Source organism: Variovorax humicola (assembly GCF_037889915.1).
Lineage (GTDB): Bacteria > Pseudomonadota > Gammaproteobacteria > Burkholderiales > Burkholderiaceae_C > Variovorax > Variovorax humicola.
Genome location: NZ_JBBKZV010000023.1, coordinates 26,663 through 43,240, shown reverse-complemented (window position 1 = coordinate 43,240; position 16,578 = coordinate 26,663). Strand labels below are relative to the sequence as shown.

Below are 16,578 nucleotides of genomic sequence, written 5' to 3'. Positions count from 1 at the left end.
GCCCTCAAGCCAGCTTGCCGGAGTACTTCTCCAGCTTGGCCCACACCTCGTCGCCGTACTTGCCCTTCCACTCGGTGTAGAAGCCCGCGCTCTTGAGCATCTCGCGGAACGGCGCCGCGTCGGGCTTGTTGAAGGTGACGCCCAGCTTCGTCAACTGCGCCTGCGCATCGGCATTGAGCTTGGCAATGTCCTCGCGTTGCTTGAGCGCGGCGGCGTTGAGGTTCTTCGCCAACGATTCCTGCACTTCCTTCGGCAGGGCCTGCAGCTTCTTGGCGTTGCCGAAGATGAAATGGCCGTCCCACGTATGCGCGGTCAGCGAGCAGTACTTCTGCACTTCATAGAGCTTGGCGCTCTGGATCAGCGCGAGCGGGTTTTCCTGGCCGTCGACCACCTTGGTCTGCAGCGACGAATACAACTCGCCGAACGGAATTGCGGTCGGCGACGCGCCGAGCGCCTTGAACATCGAGATCCAGAGCGGAATGCCCGGCACCCGGATCTTGAAGCCCTTCAGGTCGGCCGGCGTCACGATGGCCTTGCTGGCCGACGTGATGTTGCGATAGCCGTTGTCGAGGCACTTGTCGTACGCGAACAAGTTGACCTTGGCCAGCGCGCCGCGCACATGGGCGCCCAGGTCGCCATCCATGGCGGCCCACACCGCGTCATAGTCCTTGAACGCAAAGGCCACGCCGTTGATCCCTGCGGTCGGCACGAGGGTCTGCAGGTTGGTGCCGGCAGTCGACATGATGTCGATGGCGCCGGCGCGCGTCTGCGAAATCATGTCGGGCTCACTGCCGAGCTGGCTGGTCGGATAGACCTGCAGGTCGACCTTGCCGCCCGTGTCCTTGCGGATGGCCTCGGCCGCCTCCTTGATGCGCAACGTGCCCGGATGGTCGGCCGGGAAGGCAGTGCCGTACTTGAGCTTGATCTCGCCCTCGGCAAGGGCGAAGCGGGGCAGCGTGGCTGCCACGCCGGCAGCGGCGAGCGTGGTGGCGAACTGGCGGCGAGTGGGCGCAAAAGTCATGTCGATGTCTCCGGTGGGTTTTGATCGGGCGAAGTGGTGTTGGGAATGGCGGACTCAGGTGGCGAGCAGCGCTGTCATGCCACCCTGGCGCAGCGCGCACAGGTGACGGGCCAGCCGGTCGGCAAAGGCGGACGGCCAGGGCTGCGTGCCGAACACCGGCCTGTGAGCGAGCGCGGCTTTCGCGGCGTCGGTGTCGTTGCCGGTTTCGCGCATGCAAGCGGCAAGCGCCGCGGCACCCGGGTCGCTGATGACCAGTGGGGCGCCGCTGTCGCCGCGGCCGGCGGCCAGGTAGTGCAGCCAGCCTGCGAGCGCACGCTCGAGTTGAGGGCGCTCGATGCCGGCGGCCAGGCTCTCCCGCAAGGCGGGCAGCCAGCGCACCGGAACCTTTTGTGTGCCGTCCATCGCGATCTGTTGCGTGCGGTGCTGCAGCGTCGGGTTTTCAAAGCGCTTGAGCAGGTCATGGCAATAGGCCCGCACGTCGTAGCCGGCGGGCGCCGCAACGGTGGCGCACAGGTCCTCGAGCATCAGGCGACGCGCGAACCCGCCGACCAGCGGATGCGCCATCGCGTCGGCCACGGTTTCCAGCCCGCACAACTGGCCCGCGTAGGCGATGGCAGAGTGCGTGCCGTTGAGCAGCCGAAGCTTCATCGCCTGATAGGGCCGCACGTCGCTGGTCAGCAGCGCGCCCGCGTCTTCCCAGGCGGGCCGGGGGCCCGCAAAGCGGTCTTCGATCACCCATTGCGTGAACGGCTCGCAGACGATGGCCGCCTCGTCCCGCAGGACGAGTCGTGCTTCGGCCCAGGCAAGAGAGGCCTGCGTCGCGGCTGGCACGATGCGATCGACCATGCTGTTGGGGCAGCCGATCTCCGTCTCGATGCGGCGCGCGAGGCGAGTGTCGAACTGGTCCGCGTACTGCACCAGCAACTTGCGCAAGGTGTCGCCGTTTCCGGCCATGTTGTCGCAGCACACCAGCGTCAGGGGAGCGCCGGCCGGGCGGCGGCGAATGCCCGCTGCGAGCACGCCGAGGGTGGTGCGGGGGGAATCCGGATGCGCGATGTCATGGCGCACGTCGGCGTCGTCGAGATCGAGGTCGGCCGTGGCCGGACTCTGGCTGTAGCCCTTCTCAGTGACGGTGCTGGTGACGATGGCAACGGCCGGGTCGGCGATGGCGGCGATGACCTGGCCGAGTTCCTTGCGCGCAAACAGCGCGCCCTTCAGCGCACCGACAACCCGTGTACGGGCCTCGTCGCCGTGACGCTCGGTCACTGAATAGAGGTTGTCCTGCGCCGAGAGCAGTTCGGAGACCCGTGCATCCCGCAGGCTCACGCCGAGGATGCCCCAGCGCAGGTCGCCCTGCGCGATCACCGCCTCCGTGTAGCACGCCTGGTGGGCGCGGTGGAACGCACCAAGGCCCAGGTGGACGATGCCGTTGCGCAGGCGGGCACGGTCGTATGCGGGGCGCACCACCGATGCAGGCGCGCCATGCAGGCTGCGCGCTGAAAGCGGCGCGACTTCTTGAACTGTGCTGGATGGCATTCACTGTCTCCGTATTCACCACAGTACCATGGCAGTATGGTACGTTGAGCGAAGTCTAGCGATATGAATGGGGACGATTCAGCGGGTAAACCCGAGGTTTCTGGATTCATCTTGGTGTACTACCATGGTGCAACTGCCGACACCGGTGGACTCCAAAGAATCGATACACCCATGGCCACTCCTGCCCCGGCCCGCACCCCAAGCAAGAGCGAGCCCCCGCCCCCCGACGGTCCGCTGGTCGCCGCCCTCGGCGGCTTCCGGCTCGATCCCAAGCGCTCCTACACCGCCCAGGTGCATGACTTGCTGCTGCAAGCCATCGTGCGCGGCACGCTGCCGCCTCGCACCGCGCTGTCGGAAGCCACGATTTCCAAGCTCATCGACGTCAGCCGCACGCCGGTGCGCGAGGCGCTCGCGCTGCTGGCCGACGAACAGATGGTGTTGATCTATCGGCAGGTCGGCACGATCGTCGCGCCGGTCCGCATGCAACTGCTGGAGGAAGGCCGCTTCGTGCGTAGCACGCTGGAATGCGCCAGCCACGTGCAACTGGTGCAGACCATCACGCCGGAGCAGCTTGCGGAATTCGGCCAGATCGTCAGGCGCCAGCGCGATGCGGTCGACAGCGGCCAGGTCGACCAGTTCTCCGAGCTGGACGAGCTGATGCACCGGCGCCTCTTCGAATTCGCGGGACGGGGCCACGTCTGGGAGATGCTCGAACCCATCAAGCGCCAGTTCGATCGCGTGCGCTGGCTGCTGCTCGGCCACGTGGCCGGCCATGCCGAGCGCGCATTGGGGGAGCACGAGCAGATGCTGGCGCAAATGGCGTCACGCGATGTGGCAGGCCTTGGCGCGAGCGTGTTGTCGCACATCAATCACATCACCGGGCACCTGTCTGCCTTGCGCGAGCAGGCGCCCGAGAGCTACTTCTCCGATTGACCTGACTGCGCGAATCGGTACGTTCCGGGCGTGCTCCCGGTCCAGGCCTTGAAGGCTCTCTGAAAGGCCGTGCTGTCGGTGAAGCCGAGTTCGGCCGCCAGGTCCGCGAGCGGCGCCTGGCCGGTGGTCAGCCGCACGACCGCCATGTCGCGGCGCAGTTGATCCTTGAGCGCCTGGAAGGAGGTTCCTTCCGCGGCCAGGTGGCGCTGCAGCGCACTCACGGACATGTGCAATCGTTCGGCCGCGCTTTCGAGGCGCGGCCATTCCGGGCTACTGCGCTGCAGCAGCGAGCGCACGCGCGCCGTGGCGGACTGCCCTGCCAGATGGGGACCGACGAGGTTGCCCGGCGTCGCACGCAGGAAACTCTGCAGCGCATGCACGTCGCGGCGCACCGGACCGGCCAGCGCGGCCGCATCGAACCAGACGGCCGAGCGCGGCCGCCCGAAAGACATCGGCGCCGGAAAGATCTCGGCATAGTCGGCAGCGTAAGGAGGCCGCTCGAAGCCGAAGTCGAACCGGCGCGGTGCCAGCTTGCCCCCATGCAGCCAGGCCACGAGCCGCCAGAAAACCCGCAGCAGCATCTCGTGGCAAAAGTCGTCGTGCGCCACATCGGTGTCTCGGAAGACGAGCGCAAAGCCCCCGAGGGATCCTTCGGACACGCAGGCAAGGGTCACGTCGTCCTGAAGCAGGCCGAATGCTTCCGCGATGCGGCGCAGCGCCACTTTGACCGACGATGCGCCGAGCGTCGAACGGGCCATCAGCACGAAGCTGCCCCGGCGCAAGGGACGCGACAGGTGGCCAAGGCATTCGTCCTGCAGGCTGCGCTTCACCGCACTGAACAGGACCACGTACTGCTCGGCCGTCACGCGCGCCGCGCCCTGTTCGAGAAGCGCCGGATCGATGCCTGCCTGTCCCAGCATCTCGTGGGTCCACGCCGTCGTCGCGACACCGCGCCTTCGGGCGCCGCTCAGCAAGCCGTGGACAGCGGAAATCGGGACTGTGAAGACGGGCCGCATCATCGAAGCGCGAACGGATGGAGACGTGGCGACAGCCGCGCTGTCGAAAGAGGTCGTTTGTCAGTGGATCGAGGCGAAGCGTCATCGCCTCCTGGGGCCCCGATTATTACGATTCTCTGGCCATGGACATCAACCGATGCCCGCAGCGGCGGACGACGGGCATCTCGTGCCCACATGCCGCCTCGCGCCGGGCATCAACGCACGAGGAAACACTGCGATGAGTCGAGACGTTTTTGTTACCGGGGTCGGCATGATCCCCTTCGCCAAACCCGGCGCCCACGAGCCGTATCCGCAGATGGCCGCCAAGGCCACCGCGATCGCGCTGGCGGACGCCGGCATCGGCTACGACCAGATCCAGCAGGCCTATGTCGGCTACGTGTACGGCGACTCGACAGCGGGCCAGCGCTCGCTCTATGAAGTGGGCCTGACGGGCATCCCTATCGTCAACGTCAACAACAACTGCTCGACCGGTTCCACGGCGCTGTTCCTGGCGCGCCAGGCGGTGGCCAGTGGCGCCGTGGACTGCGTGCTCGCGCTCGGCTTCGAGCACATGAACCCGGGCGCACTAGGCGCACAGTTCCCCGACCGGCCCTCTCCTTTCGATCGCTTCGACCAGGCGACCGAGGAACTCGTCGGCCACGGCGAGATTCCCCTCGCGCTGCGCTACTTCGGCGGCGCCGGTCTTGCGCACATGAACCAGTACGGCACGCAGTTGTCGACCTTCGCCAAGATCCGCGCCAAGGCCAGCCGCCATGCCGCGAACAACCCCGTCGCCCTGTTCCGCACGCCGGTCACCGAAGAACAAGTGCTGGCCGCGCCCGTGATGTGGCCCGGCGTGATGACGCGCCTCATGGCCTGCCCGCCCACCTGCGGCGCGGCTGCCGCCATCGTGTGCTCCGAGGCGTTCGCGGCACGCCATGGCCTCGACCGAAGCGTGCGCATCAAGGCACAGGCCATGACCACCGACAGCCCCGCCACCTTCGAGGGCCGGGACATGCGCGAGATCGTTGGCTTCAGCATGGCGCGCGCCGCGGCGCAGCAGGTCTACGCAGAGGCCGGCGTCGGCCCTGAGGACATCGATGTGGTCGAACTGCATGACTGCTTCGCGCACAACGAATTGCTCAGCTACGAGGCGCTGGGCCTCTGCCCCGTGGGCGGCGCCGAGAAGTTCGTATGCGACGGCGACAACACCTACGGCGGAAAGGTCGTGACCAACCCTTCGGGCGGCCTGCTCTCCAAGGGCCATCCGCTGGGCGCGACCGGCCTTGCCCAGTGCACCGAACTGGTCCAGCAACTGCGCGGCACAGCGGACAAGCGCCAGGTCAAGGACGCGCGCCTGGCACTGCAACACAACCTGGGCCTCGGTGGGGCCTGCGTCGTCACGCTCTACGAGCGCGTTTAAAGGAACACCTCCCATGATCGACAAGAAATGGATTAATCACGAGCTGCCTCCCTCGGTGCTGCCGCTGGAGCGCACGCGCCTGCAATTCTTCGCCAAGGCCATCGGCGAGACCGACCCGGTCTACACCGACGTCGCGGCGGCCCAGGCGGCCGGCTACGCAGACCTGCCGGCCCCCCCCACCTTCCTGTTCGCGGCAGAGCTCGACTCGGGCGCCGTCGACCGCATGCTGCAAGACCTGGGCGTGCCCGTCGCCAAACTGCTGCATGGCGAACAGGGCTTCACCTATCACCTGCCGGCCTGCGCGGGCGACACCATCACCGTGCGCACCCGGATCGAAGACATCTACGACAAGAAGAACGGCGCGCTTGAATTCGTCGTCAAGACCTCGAAGGCATTCAACCAGCGCGCCGAGCTGGTGGCCGAATTGCGCGCGGTCGTCGTGTGCCGCCACTGAAAGGACCATCGACCATGAACAAACTCACCTTCGACGGCGTGAAGGTTGGCGACACGCTGCCGCCGCTGCAATTGCCGCCGGTCGACCGCACCACGCTGGCGCTCTTCGCCGGCGCCTCGGGCGACCACAACCCCATCCATATCGACATCGACTTCGCGCGCCGCGCCGGCATGCCCGACGTCTTCGCGCACGGCATGCTGGGCATGGCCTGGCTCGGGCGGCTGATCACGCAGTGGGCGCCGCAGTCGCAACTGCGCCGCTTCGACGTGCGCTTCCAGGGCATCACGCACCTGGGCAATGCCATCCGCTGCACGGGTGTCGTGGCGGAGAAGCTCGAGGACACGCGCTGCGTGCGCATCGAGTTGCAAACCACCAACCAATACGGGCAGACCAAGATTGCCGGCGAAGCGCTGCTTGCGCTGCCGTGAGTCTTGACTTGAACAACCCCAGCAACATCCTCGGAAGAACCTGAACATGACATCGAAACTGGAGGGCAAGGTCGCCCTCGTCACCGGATCGGGCCGCGGCATCGGCCGCTCCATCGCCATGAAGCTGGCATCCGAAGGCGCACGCGTCGTCATCAACGACCTCGACGCCGCGCCCGCCGAAGAAACCGTGCAGGCCATCCGCGCCGCCGGAGGCCAGGCGACCGCATGCGTCGGAAGCGTGACCGCACCAGACTTTGCCGAGCGCTTCGTCGGCACGGCGGTGAGCGAATACAAGGGCCTGGACATCATCGTCAACAACGCCGGCTACACCTGGGACAACGTGATCCAGAAGACGAATGACGAGCAGTGGTACGCCATGATCGATGTGCACCTCACGGCGCCGTTCCGCATCCTGCGCGCTGCACAACCCGTGATCCGCGCCCTCTCGAAGGCGGACACGGAGGCGGGCCGCCGCAATGTGCGCAAGGTCGTGAACATCTCGTCCGTGGCCGGCCTCTTCGGCAACCCCGGACAGACCAATTACGCCGCAGCCAAGGCTGGCATCGTCGGCATGACGCAGACGCTCGCCAAGGAATGGGGTCGCATGAACGTCGCAGTGAACTGCGTGGCCTTCGGTCTCATCAAGACGCGCCTGACCGGCAGTGCGGCAAACGACACGACGGCCCAGATCGACGGCCGCGACATCAAGGTCGGCATCAACCCCGGCCTGCTGTCCGCCATGGAACAGACCATCCCGCTCGGACACGGCGGCACCCCCGAGGAGGCCGCGGGCGCGGTCTACCTGTTCTGCATTCCCGAATCCGACTACGTCAGCGGCCAGACGCTGATGTGCTCGGGCGGCCTGACCGGCATCTAAGAATCCGAGGAGACACAAACCATGCTGCCCCAACTCCACCGCCATCCCTGGATGGACGAAACCATCGAAGCTTTCCGCGACCAATTGCGTCGCTACATCGCCGCAGAGTTCACGCCGCACCTCGAAGAGTGGCGCCGCCAGGGCTACATTCCGCGCGAAGTCTGGCAGCCGTTCGGCGAGATGGGCTTCCTGCTGCCCGAACTCGACGAAGCCTACGGCGGCTCCGGCGCCACCGTGGCCTACCAGATGGTGGTGCAGGACGAACTGGCCAAGGCTGAAATGCCGCCGACCACTGCCGTGCACTCCATCGCCGCGCACTACATCGCCGCCTACGGCACCGAAGCACAGAAGCAGCGCTGGCTGCCCAAGCTGGCGAGCGGCGAAATGCTCGGCGCCATCGCGATGACCGAGCCCGGATGCGGTTCCGACCTGAAGGCGATCCGCACCAAGGCCGTTCGCGACGGCGACCACTACGTCATCGACGGAGCGAAGACCTTCATCACCAACGGCTCGACCGGCAACCTGATCGTGGTGGTCGCGCGCACGAGCGATGCGGGCAGCCGTGGCCTGTCGTTGATCGTGGTCGAGACCGAGAACCTGCCCGGCTATCGCATCGGGCGGCTGCTCGAGAAGATCGGCCTGCAAGCGTCCGACACCTCCGAGCTCTTCTTCGACGGCGTTCGCGTGCCGGTCGAGAACGTGATCGGCGAAAAGGAAGGCGAAGGCTTCAAGCAGCTCATGGGCCAGCTTCCCTACGAACGCGTGCTGATCGCGGTGCCCGCCGCGGCCGTGATCGACCAGGCCCTTGCGCTCACCGTCGAGTACACGCGCGAGCGCAAGGCCTTCGGGCAGACGCTGCTGGACTTCCAGAACACCCGGTTCAAGCTCGCCGAGGTCGCGACGACGGCACACATCGTGCGTACCTTCGTCAACGACTGCATCCAGCGCCTGATCGACGGCACGCTCGACGACCAGGCAGCCTACATGGCCAAGTGGTGGTGCACTGAGCAACAATGCCGCGTGACTGACGAATGCCTGCAACTTTTCGGCGGCTATGGCTTCATGGCCGAATACCCGATCGCGCGCATGTACGCGGCATCGCGCGTGCAGAAGATCTATGGCGGTTCGAACGAGGTCATGAAGGACCTCATCTCGAGGTCGCTGTGACAGAGGCGCAAGCGACCGGTGCACCCCTGCGCGGGGTGCGGATCGTCGAGTTCGAGGGCATCGGCCCCGGCCCTCTGGCGGCCCGCATGCTGGCCGACATGGGCGCCGAGGTGACGGCGATCGTGCGGCCCAGCGGTTCGGCGGTCGCCGAGCGCCTGGGCGGTGCAGGCGACAACCCCTTGAGGCGCGGCAAGCGCATCGAGGCCATCGACCTGAAGTCGCCGGCTGGCCTCGCGCAGGCGATGGACCTCATCGCCACGGCCGATGCGTTGATCGAAGGCAACCGGCCCGGCGTGATGGAACGCCTGGGGCTGGGGCCGGAACAGTGCGCGGCGCGCAATCCGCGCCTGGTTTATGGCCGCATGACCGGCTGGGGCCAGCAAGGGCCATTGGCGCAGGCTGCGGGCCATGACTTGAACTACGTCGCGTTGACCGGACTGCTGTCGCTGGCCGCTCGCCCGGGTGAGGCGCCGATCGTGCCGCCCACCGTCGTCGGCGACGCCGGCGGTGCGCTGGGCCTGGCCTTCGGCATCGCCTGTGCGCTGCTCGATGCGCGCTCCAGCGGCCGTGGACGCGTGGTCGATGCGGCCATCGTCGACATCGTCGCCATGCTCGGCACGCTGGTGCAATGGATTCGCGCCAGCGGACAGATCGACGGCAAGGCGCCGAGCCCGTTCCATGACTCACCCTTCTACGACACCTATGCCTGCGAGGACGGTGGCTTCATCACCATCGGCGCGCTCGAGCCGCAGTTCTACGCGCTGCTTCTGGCAAAGCTGGGGCTTTCCGACGTGGATCCGGCCGCACAGTACGACAAGGCTGCATGGCCGGACCTGAAGGCGCGTCTTGCCGCACTGTTCCGCAGTCGCCCGCGCTCGCACTGGTGCACGCTGCTCGAAGGCACCGATGTCTGCTTCGCTCCCGTGCTGAGTCTTGCCGAAGCTGTTTCGCATCCGCACATCGTGGCCCGAGGCATCTACGCGCACAACGGCGGCAAGGCAATCGACGTCGCCGCGGCGCCCCGCTTCTCGCCGCTCGATCCGGCGATCGGCTGAGTTTCAGCAAACTCCAAAGCAAAAAAACGCCGGCGGTAGCTTCAGCTACCGCCGGCGTTCTTACTTGGCGCCAACGTCCTGCTTGTTGCCCGGCGTCGGCGCGGTTCCACCCGGGTCTGTCACGACCCGGGGAGGCATCCTCAGGGCGTGACCGGCGTAACCAGATTGAACTGCGGATTCGGCGTTTCCAGGTTGGCGAACACGGCGCCCAGCGCCTTCGAATCCCCTTCGAGCTTGGCTTCGCCCGCTTGAATCAGCTCAGGCAAGGGCACCTTGCCGATGGTCATCTTCATCAGCGCCGGGGTGGACAGCGCCAGGCTAGCCTGCGCATTCTTGAGCACGCGGCCGCGCGTGTTGTTGAGCACCGAATTGCTCAGCTCCAGCGCATAGTTGTCGCCGCTGTCGGTGAGCTTGACGTTGATGCCGACGTTCAGTCCGTCCGCCTTCTCGTGGTTCAGGCGCACGGCCAACAGGTCGAAGACCGACGTCGGCGACATGGCGCGCAACAGGTCCGGGCCCTGGGTCGAAATCCGCACGTTCTGGATGCCCTTGCGCAGTTCCAGGGCGGCCGACAGGTAATTGTTGCGCCAGATGCCGTTTTCCACCTGGTAACCGAGCTGCTCCAGCGCATCGGCCTGTAGGGCGCGCGCATCGGCGTTCTCGGGGGCGGCCATGACTGCATGGTTCACCATCTCCGCCGTCCAGCGATAGTCGCCCGCGGCAAAGGCCTTGCGGCCCTTGGCCAGCACGGCCTCGACACCGCCGAATTCAGCCACGTAGCGGCGCGAGGTCTCGGCCGGCGCATAGCGGTTCAGGTTGGCAGGGTTGCCGTCGTAGTAGCCCAGGTAGAAGCTGTACACGCCGCGCAGGTTGTGGCTCAGCGAGCCGTAGTAGCCGCGCGTCGAGAGGTCATCCTGCAAGCCCTTCGGATAGAAGGTGGCGTTGGCCAGGTCGTCCATCTTCTTGCCCTGGTTGGCCAGGAACATGGCCTGATCGTGGATGAAGCGGTACATGTCACGCTGGTTGACGATCGTCTTGCGGATGTTCTCCTTGCCCCAGGTCGGCCAGGTGTGCGGACCGAAGGCCAGTTCGGCGTCCGGGAAGAGATCGATCAGCTCGTTGTTGTACTTGCTCCAGCTGAGCGCGTCGCGAACCTTGGCGCCGCGCGGCGTATAGACGTTGTGCATGGTCTTGTTCACATCCTCCGACCAGCACAGAACCTTGAGGTCGGGGAAGTAGAACATCATCTCGGAGGGCGCCTCGGACCCTTGCGCCATCTGGAACACGGTACGCACGCCGTCCACTGTCATTTCCTGACCGGTCTTGGTGACCAGGTCGGTCGGAGCGATCAGGCCGATCGTGCCGGTCGACATCCTGGTAGCGACGCCCGTGCCCACCAACCCCTGCGGCCCGGTGGGCAGCGCAACGCCGAACTGGTAGGACACACGCCGGTTCATCACGTTGCCGGCCAGCACGTTCTCGGCGACGGAGTTTTCCATGAAGCCTTCCGGCGCAATCACCTTCACCTTGCCAGCCTTGACGTCGGCTTCGTCCACGATGCCGCGCACGCCGCCGAAGTGGTCGGCATGGGAGTGCGTGTAGATGATGGCGCTGACCGGCTTGCGGCCCACGTGCTTGTTGACCAGGTCCATGGCCGCCTTCGCATTTTCCGCCGAGAAGATCGGGTCGATGACGATCCAGCCGGTCTTGCCGGCCACCAGCGTCACGTTCGCGAGGTCGTAGTTGCGGACCTGGTAGATGCCCTCGGCGATCTTGAACAGGCCGTGCTTGGCGGTGAGCTTCGCCGATTCCCACAGGCTGGGGTTGACCGTGTCGGGCGCCGGCCCCTTGATGGCGTCGAAGGGCGTGATGTCCCAAACGGAATTGCCCTTGGCATCGGAGATCTGCGGCATGTCCAGCGCGGCGATGAAGCCGCGATTGGCGTCTTCGGTTTCCTGCGCGCTCGCAAGCGTGCGGCCGGCAGCGAAGGCCTTGTTGGCGGCGAGGGTCGCAGCGCTGGCCGGCTTGATGTTCATGTCAGCGGCGTGGGCGCTGACGCTCGCCACGAAGAGCGCGCTCAGCGCGAAGGGAATGAAACGATTGTGTGAACGCATGTTGTCTCTATGAATCTCGAAGTTTGTGGTGGAGGATGAAAACTCTTGCCGGCGTGCTCAGTGGCCGCCGTTGCCGCGCCGGATCAGGTCGGCGCATTTCTCGCCGATCATGATCGTGGGTGCGTTGGTGTTGCCGCCGATCAGCGTGGGCATGACCGATGCGTCGGCTACGCGCAGCCCGTCGACGCCGCGCACGCGCAGTTGGTTGTCGACAACGGCCATCGGGTCGTCGGCCAGGCCCATCTTGCAGGTGCCGACCGGGTGGTACTGGGTATCGGCGCGGTTGCGGATGTCGCGTTCGACGTCCTTGCGATTGGACTGGTCCAGCGCATGCAGCGCCTTGCCGCGCACGTCGTCGAAGGCCGGCGCGTCGAGGATGGCGCGCTGCAGGTCGGCCCCGCGCGCGATCAGTTCCATGTCGCGCGGATCTTCCAGGAAGCGCGGGTCGATTCGTGGCGCGTCGAAGGGACTGGTGCTCGCCAGGCTCACTTCGCCAGTACCGTGCGGCCGCAGTACGGTGACGTGGCAGCTGAAGCCATGGCCCAGATGCGCCTTGCGCGCGTGGTCGTCCACGATGGCCTGCACGAATACGAGCTGGAGGTCCGGCACCTCCACGTCGGGCCGGCTGCGCAGGAAGGCGCCCGATTCGGCAAAGGGCGTGGTCAACGGACCGGTGCGATGGTTCTTCCACTCGCTGATGCCCTTGAGTACCTTCATGCCGCCAGCCACCGAAACACCGAAGGTCTCGGTGTTGCTGCGCGTGCGGTAGGTGAACACGTAGTCGATGTGGTCCTGCAGATTGGCGCCCACGCCGGGCAGATCGACCTGGGTGGCAACGCCCTTGGCTTGCAATTGCGCGCCCGGCCCGATGCCCGACAGGAGCAGGATCTGCGGCGAACCGAAGGCGCCCGCGCTGACGATGACCTCGCGCCGGGCGCCGAAGGTCTGCGAACGTCCGTCCACGTGCGCCTGCACGCCAACGGCGCGTCCGCCTTCGATCAGCACACGCTCGGTGGTGGCGCGGGTGATGACCTTCAGATTGCTGCGGCTCAGGTTCGGCGTGAGAAAGGCCTTCGCTGCGCTGCACCGCTCGCCGTTGCGCTGCGTCACCTGGTACATGAAGGCGCCTTCCTGCTCGGCACCGTTGTAGTCATGGTTGACGCGCAAGCCGCGCTGCTGGGCGGCGAGCAGGAACTTCTGGTTGAAGTCGCTCGGCTGCTGGACTTCCGCAACGTTCAGCGGGCCGCCTTCGCCATGGAACGGATTGGCGCGATAGGTCTCGTTGTTTTCCGACCGCTTGAAATAGGGCAGCACCTCGTCGTAGCTCCAGCCGGCATTGCCCAGCTTTGCCCAATGGTCGTAGTCCCAGCGATGGCCGCGCACATAGAGCATGGCGTTGATGGAACTGGAGCCGCCGAGGGTGCGTCCGCGCGGCTGGTAGCCCTTGCGCCCGTTCAGACCCGGCTGGGGCACGGTCTTGTACGCCCAGTTGTTGATCTTGGTCGGCATCATCGCCACGACGCCGGCCGGCGCGTGAATGAGCACGCTGTTGTCGGGGCCGCCGGCTTCCAGCAGCAGCACGCGCACGTTCGGGTCTTCGCTCAGTCGGCCCGCGAGCACGCAGCCGGCGGAGCCGGCGCCCGCGATGATGTAGTCGTAAGTCTCTGTCATTGGCTCGCCTCGGTCTGTTGCGGATGGCTCCAGGCGCGCGAGCCCAGGCCGGTGATCAGGCCCAGCGGGAGGGCCTGGCGGTGGGCAGTGTTCAATCTGTTCTCCTTGGTCATGCGGAACCTGATCGAGTCGTTTCACAGCCAAATGCTGGTGCTCGTCAGGGTGGGTGGCGTATTGCCGCATGACGGGCGCTATCCGCCTATCCAGATTCCGTCAATCGCAAAGTCTCATCGTTGGGACTCGGGTAATCCCTAGGCGGCCGTCCGCCGACGTGCACGAAGCCCGGCCGGATAATCGCGACTGGGCGGCCCTTTGCCCTACTTCACGAATCATGTCCGTCGCAACAGCCTCCATGCCTTCGTCCGAGGTCGCGCTGCGTAGGTTCACGCGGATGTTGAGCTTCAATCCCAGCGCCATGCGCATGACGCTGCAGGACGGTTCGTTCGAGCACGTCCAATTGGGCAGTGGCGTGTTCGCCGGCGCCGTGGCGCATGCCTCCACGCCCGGGCTGCGCACGGACTGGGGCAGCTACAACATTCCGGTGCAAGCGCGCGGGGATCTGTGCCGCGACATGTTCACCCTGGGCATTTTGGTTGCCGGCGATGACTCATGGCGCGTGTTCGGCTCGCCGGCCCGCACCGGCGACATGCTGCTGATGCGCGAGGGCGGCGAACTCCTGATCAACCTGCCCCCGCATTCGCAGTGGCTTGCCTTGCAAGTCCCGCGGGCCCGCCTGGAGGCCGCGGGCGTGTCGCTGGATGGCTTGCGTGGCGCCTCGGTATGGCGCATGGCCAAGACGGACGACAACGGCGTCCATCGGCAATTGATGGATCTGGGCCCGATGTTGGCGCCCGCCGAGATGGATCCGGGCCTGATGCCGGCGCCCGCCGATCCAGCGCGGGCGGATGCCGGGTTCGAGCTTGGCCAGGCCCACGAACAACTGCTGACGCTGCTGCTGGGCGAATGGGAACGGCGGCGAGTCGCTCTGGCGGGCAAATTCAGCGACCGCCTGCCACCGGATGAACGCTGGCGCGTCGTGCAGCGTGCCGAGGGCTATCTCCGGGCCAATCCCGATCCCATGGTGCGCATCGATGACTTGTGCCTGGCTGCCTGCACCAGCCTTTCGACGCTGGAGCGGGTTTTTCGCGACGTGTTCGGCGTGACGCCCCGGCGCTATCTCGCGTTGCGGCGCCTCGCCGGCGTGCGCAATGACCTGCTGAACGGCGACCCAGGCATATCGATCACCGCCGTGGCTGCGCACTGGGGCTTCTTCCATCTCGGGCGCTTTGCGCAGGAATACGGGCAGCTCTATCACGAGCGGCCCTCGCAGACGCTGCGCCGGGCCGGCGCGGCGGGCAAACGCTAGCCTGCGGCAGCCCGGCGGGCGGCAGCGCCGGCGCCGGTCGCACGCTTGCGCGGTGCTTTCGGCTTGGGTGCTACCGGCTTGGCCACGATGGCGGTGCTCGCCGGCTTGGGGGCCGCCCGGCGCGTTGACTTGCGCACCGGTGCCACCGGCGTCGCGGGCTCAGCGTCCGGCGTGGCAAGCGCCGCCTGCAACTGCGCGAATGCTTCGACGGTGTATGCCGCCAGCTTCTCCACTTCCGGCACCGCCTCGGGGACGGCCAGGAATCCGATCTGGAACTTCTCGGCCAGCGTGACCGCGGTGACGTTGAGAGTCTGGCCCGGTGCCACCAGCGAGATCGGCAGCACCAGTTCAACCTCGGCTCCCATCAGGTAGCAGCGCTGCGGCATCCCGAACGGATTCGACACCACCATGTTGGCGAGTTTCACCGGACGTCCCAGGCCGACTCGCTCGATCAGGGAGGGATAGGCATGTGCCAGCGCGGTGTAGAGCATCACGACATCCGGCGACTGCCGCGCGGTTTCCTTCTTGAGCTTCGCCGTGCTCTCGCACACCGCCTCTAGCCGCTGCGCAGGCGTGGTGCCGGGCCGCCCCAGGGGAAACTGCATCACTGCAATCTGGTTGCCGCCGTCGGCCGCGGGCAGTGCCACCGGCATGTCCACCACCAGAGGCCGCCCCGGCGCAGTGCCGCGCTCGCGAAGGTAGCGCTCCAGCGCGATGTCCAGCGTGGCCAGGAACACGTCGTTGATCGTGGCGCCATGCGCCTTGCCGAAAGCCTTCAGTTCCTTCAGCGGAAGAACGCAGTACGAGAACGACCGGCGATCGCTCAGTTGGCCATCGAGCACGTTGGGCACTCCGATGAAGGGAAAGGGCAAACCCCGGGCAAGACGGAGCGAAGCGACGCCGCGACCGGCGAGCAGCCTTGTCAGGCCCCGCGCGCTGTCCACGAAATTGCCGGCGCTCTCCCAGATGCCGAGCAGTCGCTCGGCCATGGTGGCGCGCTCCGGGGCGGCCGCGGACCGGGGAAGGCCATCCCACATGGCGCGTACCGCCGTGTCGGACGGGTCGGTGGAAAGCCAGTGATTCAGCATGCGGATGAGGCCACGGCCGTCGATGATGCCGTGGTGAACCTTGCCGTACAGCGCAACGCGACCGTCTTCCAGCCCGTCGATCACGTGCAGTTCCCAAAGTGGCCGCGACCGGTCCAGCAGCTTCACCTGAAGCTCGCCCACCAGCGCGAAAAGTTCCTCCATGGTCGCCTTCCCGTGCATCGTGATGCGATGCACGTGCGCCGACGGATCGACCCCCTCCACGGATTCGACCGCTGGAAGCTTGCTCAAGCCGAGCTCCAGCTTGTAGTCGAACGGCGCCTTCACGGGGCGGCTGAGCATCCGTTCAACCAGCCGGTCGGCGAAGCCCCGGCTGTCCTTGCCCTCGGGCTTCAGGACGATCAGGGGTCCGACGGCAAAAGGGCGTTGCTTGTTCTCGAAGGCGAACATCGCCAGGTCGAGTGCTGAAAGTTTGGGCATATGTCTCCTCGG

14 protein-coding genes are annotated in these 16,578 nt (G+C 66.4%); 8 read left to right on the top strand and 6 right to left on the bottom strand.

What is annotated here, in order from left to right; translation table 11 throughout:
- Window positions 1–4 precede the first annotated feature (4 nt).
- Both WKW80_RS26475 and WKW80_RS26470 read right to left on the bottom strand, forming a co-directional pair.
- Window positions 5–1,021: a TRAP transporter substrate-binding protein gene (locus tag WKW80_RS26475; RefSeq protein WP_340366558.1), complete on the bottom strand. Its 1,017-nt coding sequence runs from the start codon at window positions 1,019–1,021 to the stop codon at window positions 5–7.
- Between the two features lie 54 nt (window positions 1,022–1,075).
- On the bottom strand, window positions 1,076–2,557 hold the full coding sequence (locus WKW80_RS26470; RefSeq protein ID WP_340366557.1) for a mannitol dehydrogenase family protein: 1,482 nt from the start codon (window positions 2,555–2,557) through the stop codon (window positions 1,076–1,078).
- Between the two features lie 171 nt (window positions 2,558–2,728).
- On the opposite strand from WKW80_RS26470, the gene WKW80_RS26465 reads away from it, so the two are divergent.
- Window positions 2,729–3,490: a GntR family transcriptional regulator gene (locus WKW80_RS26465; RefSeq protein WP_340366556.1), complete on the top strand. Its 762-nt coding sequence runs from the start codon at window positions 2,729–2,731 to the stop codon at window positions 3,488–3,490.
- Here the strand turns inward: WKW80_RS26465 and WKW80_RS26460 are convergent.
- A complete protein-coding gene (locus WKW80_RS26460) occupies window positions 3,475–4,410 on the bottom strand; it encodes an AraC family transcriptional regulator (protein WP_479694160.1) in 936 nt (311 codons plus the stop codon). The two genes, WKW80_RS26465 and WKW80_RS26460, sit on opposite strands and share 16 nt — an antisense overlap.
- A gap of 313 nt (window positions 4,411–4,723) precedes the next feature.
- On the opposite strand from WKW80_RS26460, the gene WKW80_RS26455 reads away from it, so the two are divergent.
- From WKW80_RS26455 to WKW80_RS26430, 6 genes are read left to right on the top strand one after another with little or no spacing between them, the layout of a single operon-like run.
- Window positions 4,724–5,908, top strand: coding sequence for a lipid-transfer protein (locus tag WKW80_RS26455; RefSeq protein ID WP_340366554.1), 1,185 nt, complete (start codon window positions 4,724–4,726; stop codon window positions 5,906–5,908).
- Between the two features lie 13 nt (window positions 5,909–5,921).
- Window positions 5,922–6,362 (top strand): MaoC family dehydratase N-terminal domain-containing protein, encoded by a 441-nt coding sequence (locus WKW80_RS26450; RefSeq protein WP_340366553.1) that lies wholly within the window; start codon window positions 5,922–5,924, stop codon window positions 6,360–6,362.
- Between the two features lie 14 nt (window positions 6,363–6,376).
- Complete coding sequence (locus tag WKW80_RS26445) at window positions 6,377–6,790, top strand: MaoC family dehydratase (RefSeq protein WP_340366552.1); 414 nt, start codon at window positions 6,377–6,379, stop codon at window positions 6,788–6,790.
- Between the two features lie 46 nt (window positions 6,791–6,836).
- Window positions 6,837–7,667 (top strand): SDR family NAD(P)-dependent oxidoreductase, encoded by an 831-nt coding sequence (locus tag WKW80_RS26440; RefSeq protein ID WP_340366551.1) that lies wholly within the window; start codon window positions 6,837–6,839, stop codon window positions 7,665–7,667.
- A 21-nt stretch (window positions 7,668–7,688) separates the two neighbouring features.
- The gene (locus WKW80_RS26435) at window positions 7,689–8,834 is read left to right on the top strand and encodes an acyl-CoA dehydrogenase family protein (protein ID WP_340366550.1); all 1,146 of its coding nucleotides are present in this window, start codon (window positions 7,689–7,691) and stop codon (window positions 8,832–8,834) included.
- The gene (locus tag WKW80_RS26430; RefSeq protein WP_340366549.1) at window positions 8,831–9,889 is read left to right on the top strand and encodes a CaiB/BaiF CoA transferase family protein; all 1,059 of its coding nucleotides are present in this window, start codon (window positions 8,831–8,833) and stop codon (window positions 9,887–9,889) included. Before WKW80_RS26435 ends, WKW80_RS26430 begins: the two co-directional genes overlap by 4 nt.
- A 140-nt stretch (window positions 9,890–10,029) precedes the next feature.
- Here WKW80_RS26430 and WKW80_RS26425 read toward each other — a convergent pair whose 3' ends face one another.
- A complete protein-coding gene (locus WKW80_RS26425) occupies window positions 10,030–12,003 on the bottom strand; it encodes an alkyl/aryl-sulfatase (protein WP_340366548.1) in 1,974 nt (657 codons plus the stop codon).
- Window positions 12,004–12,060: 57 nt separating this feature from the next.
- Window positions 12,061–13,674 carry a GMC family oxidoreductase gene (locus WKW80_RS26420; RefSeq protein WP_340366547.1) on the bottom strand — a complete coding sequence of 538 codons (1,614 nt, stop codon included), beginning with the start codon at window positions 13,672–13,674 and terminating at the stop codon, window positions 12,061–12,063.
- Window positions 13,675–13,855: 181 nt separating this feature from the next.
- On the opposite strand from WKW80_RS26420, the gene WKW80_RS26415 reads away from it, so the two are divergent.
- Window positions 13,856–15,040, top strand: a complete 1,185-nt coding sequence (locus WKW80_RS26415; RefSeq protein WP_340366546.1) for an AraC family transcriptional regulator — start codon at window positions 13,856–13,858, stop codon at window positions 15,038–15,040.
- Here the strand turns inward: WKW80_RS26415 and WKW80_RS26410 are convergent.
- The gene (locus WKW80_RS26410; protein WP_340366545.1) at window positions 15,037–16,566 is read right to left on the bottom strand and encodes a wax ester/triacylglycerol synthase domain-containing protein; all 1,530 of its coding nucleotides are present in this window, start codon (window positions 16,564–16,566) and stop codon (window positions 15,037–15,039) included. The genes WKW80_RS26415 and WKW80_RS26410 overlap by 4 nt on opposite strands.
- Between the last annotated feature and the right edge of the window lie 12 nt (window positions 16,567–16,578).

Coding starts and splice junctions, on each gene's coding strand:
- WKW80_RS26440 (WP_340366551.1), top strand. CDS start 6,837: ATGACATCGAAACTGGAGGGCAAGGTCGCCCTCGTCACCGGATCGGGC.
- WKW80_RS26425 (WP_340366548.1), bottom strand. CDS start 12,003: ATGCGTTCACACAATCGTTTCATTCCCTTCGCGCTGAGCGCGCTCTTC.
- WKW80_RS26470 (WP_340366557.1), bottom strand. CDS start 2,557: ATGCCATCCAGCACAGTTCAAGAAGTCGCGCCGCTTTCAGCGCGCAGC.
- WKW80_RS26460 (WP_479694160.1), bottom strand. CDS start 4,410: ATGCTGGGACAGGCAGGCATCGATCCGGCGCTTCTCGAACAGGGCGCG.
- WKW80_RS26450 (WP_340366553.1), top strand. CDS start 5,922: ATGATCGACAAGAAATGGATTAATCACGAGCTGCCTCCCTCGGTGCTG.
- WKW80_RS26410 (WP_340366545.1), bottom strand. CDS start 16,566: ATGCCCAAACTTTCAGCACTCGACCTGGCGATGTTCGCCTTCGAGAAC.
- WKW80_RS26445 (WP_340366552.1), top strand. CDS start 6,377: ATGAACAAACTCACCTTCGACGGCGTGAAGGTTGGCGACACGCTGCCG.
- WKW80_RS26465 (WP_340366556.1), top strand. CDS start 2,729: ATGGCCACTCCTGCCCCGGCCCGCACCCCAAGCAAGAGCGAGCCCCCG.
- WKW80_RS26475 (WP_340366558.1), bottom strand. CDS start 1,021: ATGACTTTTGCGCCCACTCGCCGCCAGTTCGCCACCACGCTCGCCGCT.
- WKW80_RS26435 (WP_340366550.1), top strand. CDS start 7,689: ATGCTGCCCCAACTCCACCGCCATCCCTGGATGGACGAAACCATCGAA.
- WKW80_RS26455 (WP_340366554.1), top strand. CDS start 4,724: ATGAGTCGAGACGTTTTTGTTACCGGGGTCGGCATGATCCCCTTCGCC.
- WKW80_RS26415 (WP_340366546.1), top strand. CDS start 13,856: ATGACGGGCGCTATCCGCCTATCCAGATTCCGTCAATCGCAAAGTCTC.
- WKW80_RS26420 (WP_340366547.1), bottom strand. CDS start 13,674: ATGACAGAGACTTACGACTACATCATCGCGGGCGCCGGCTCCGCCGGC.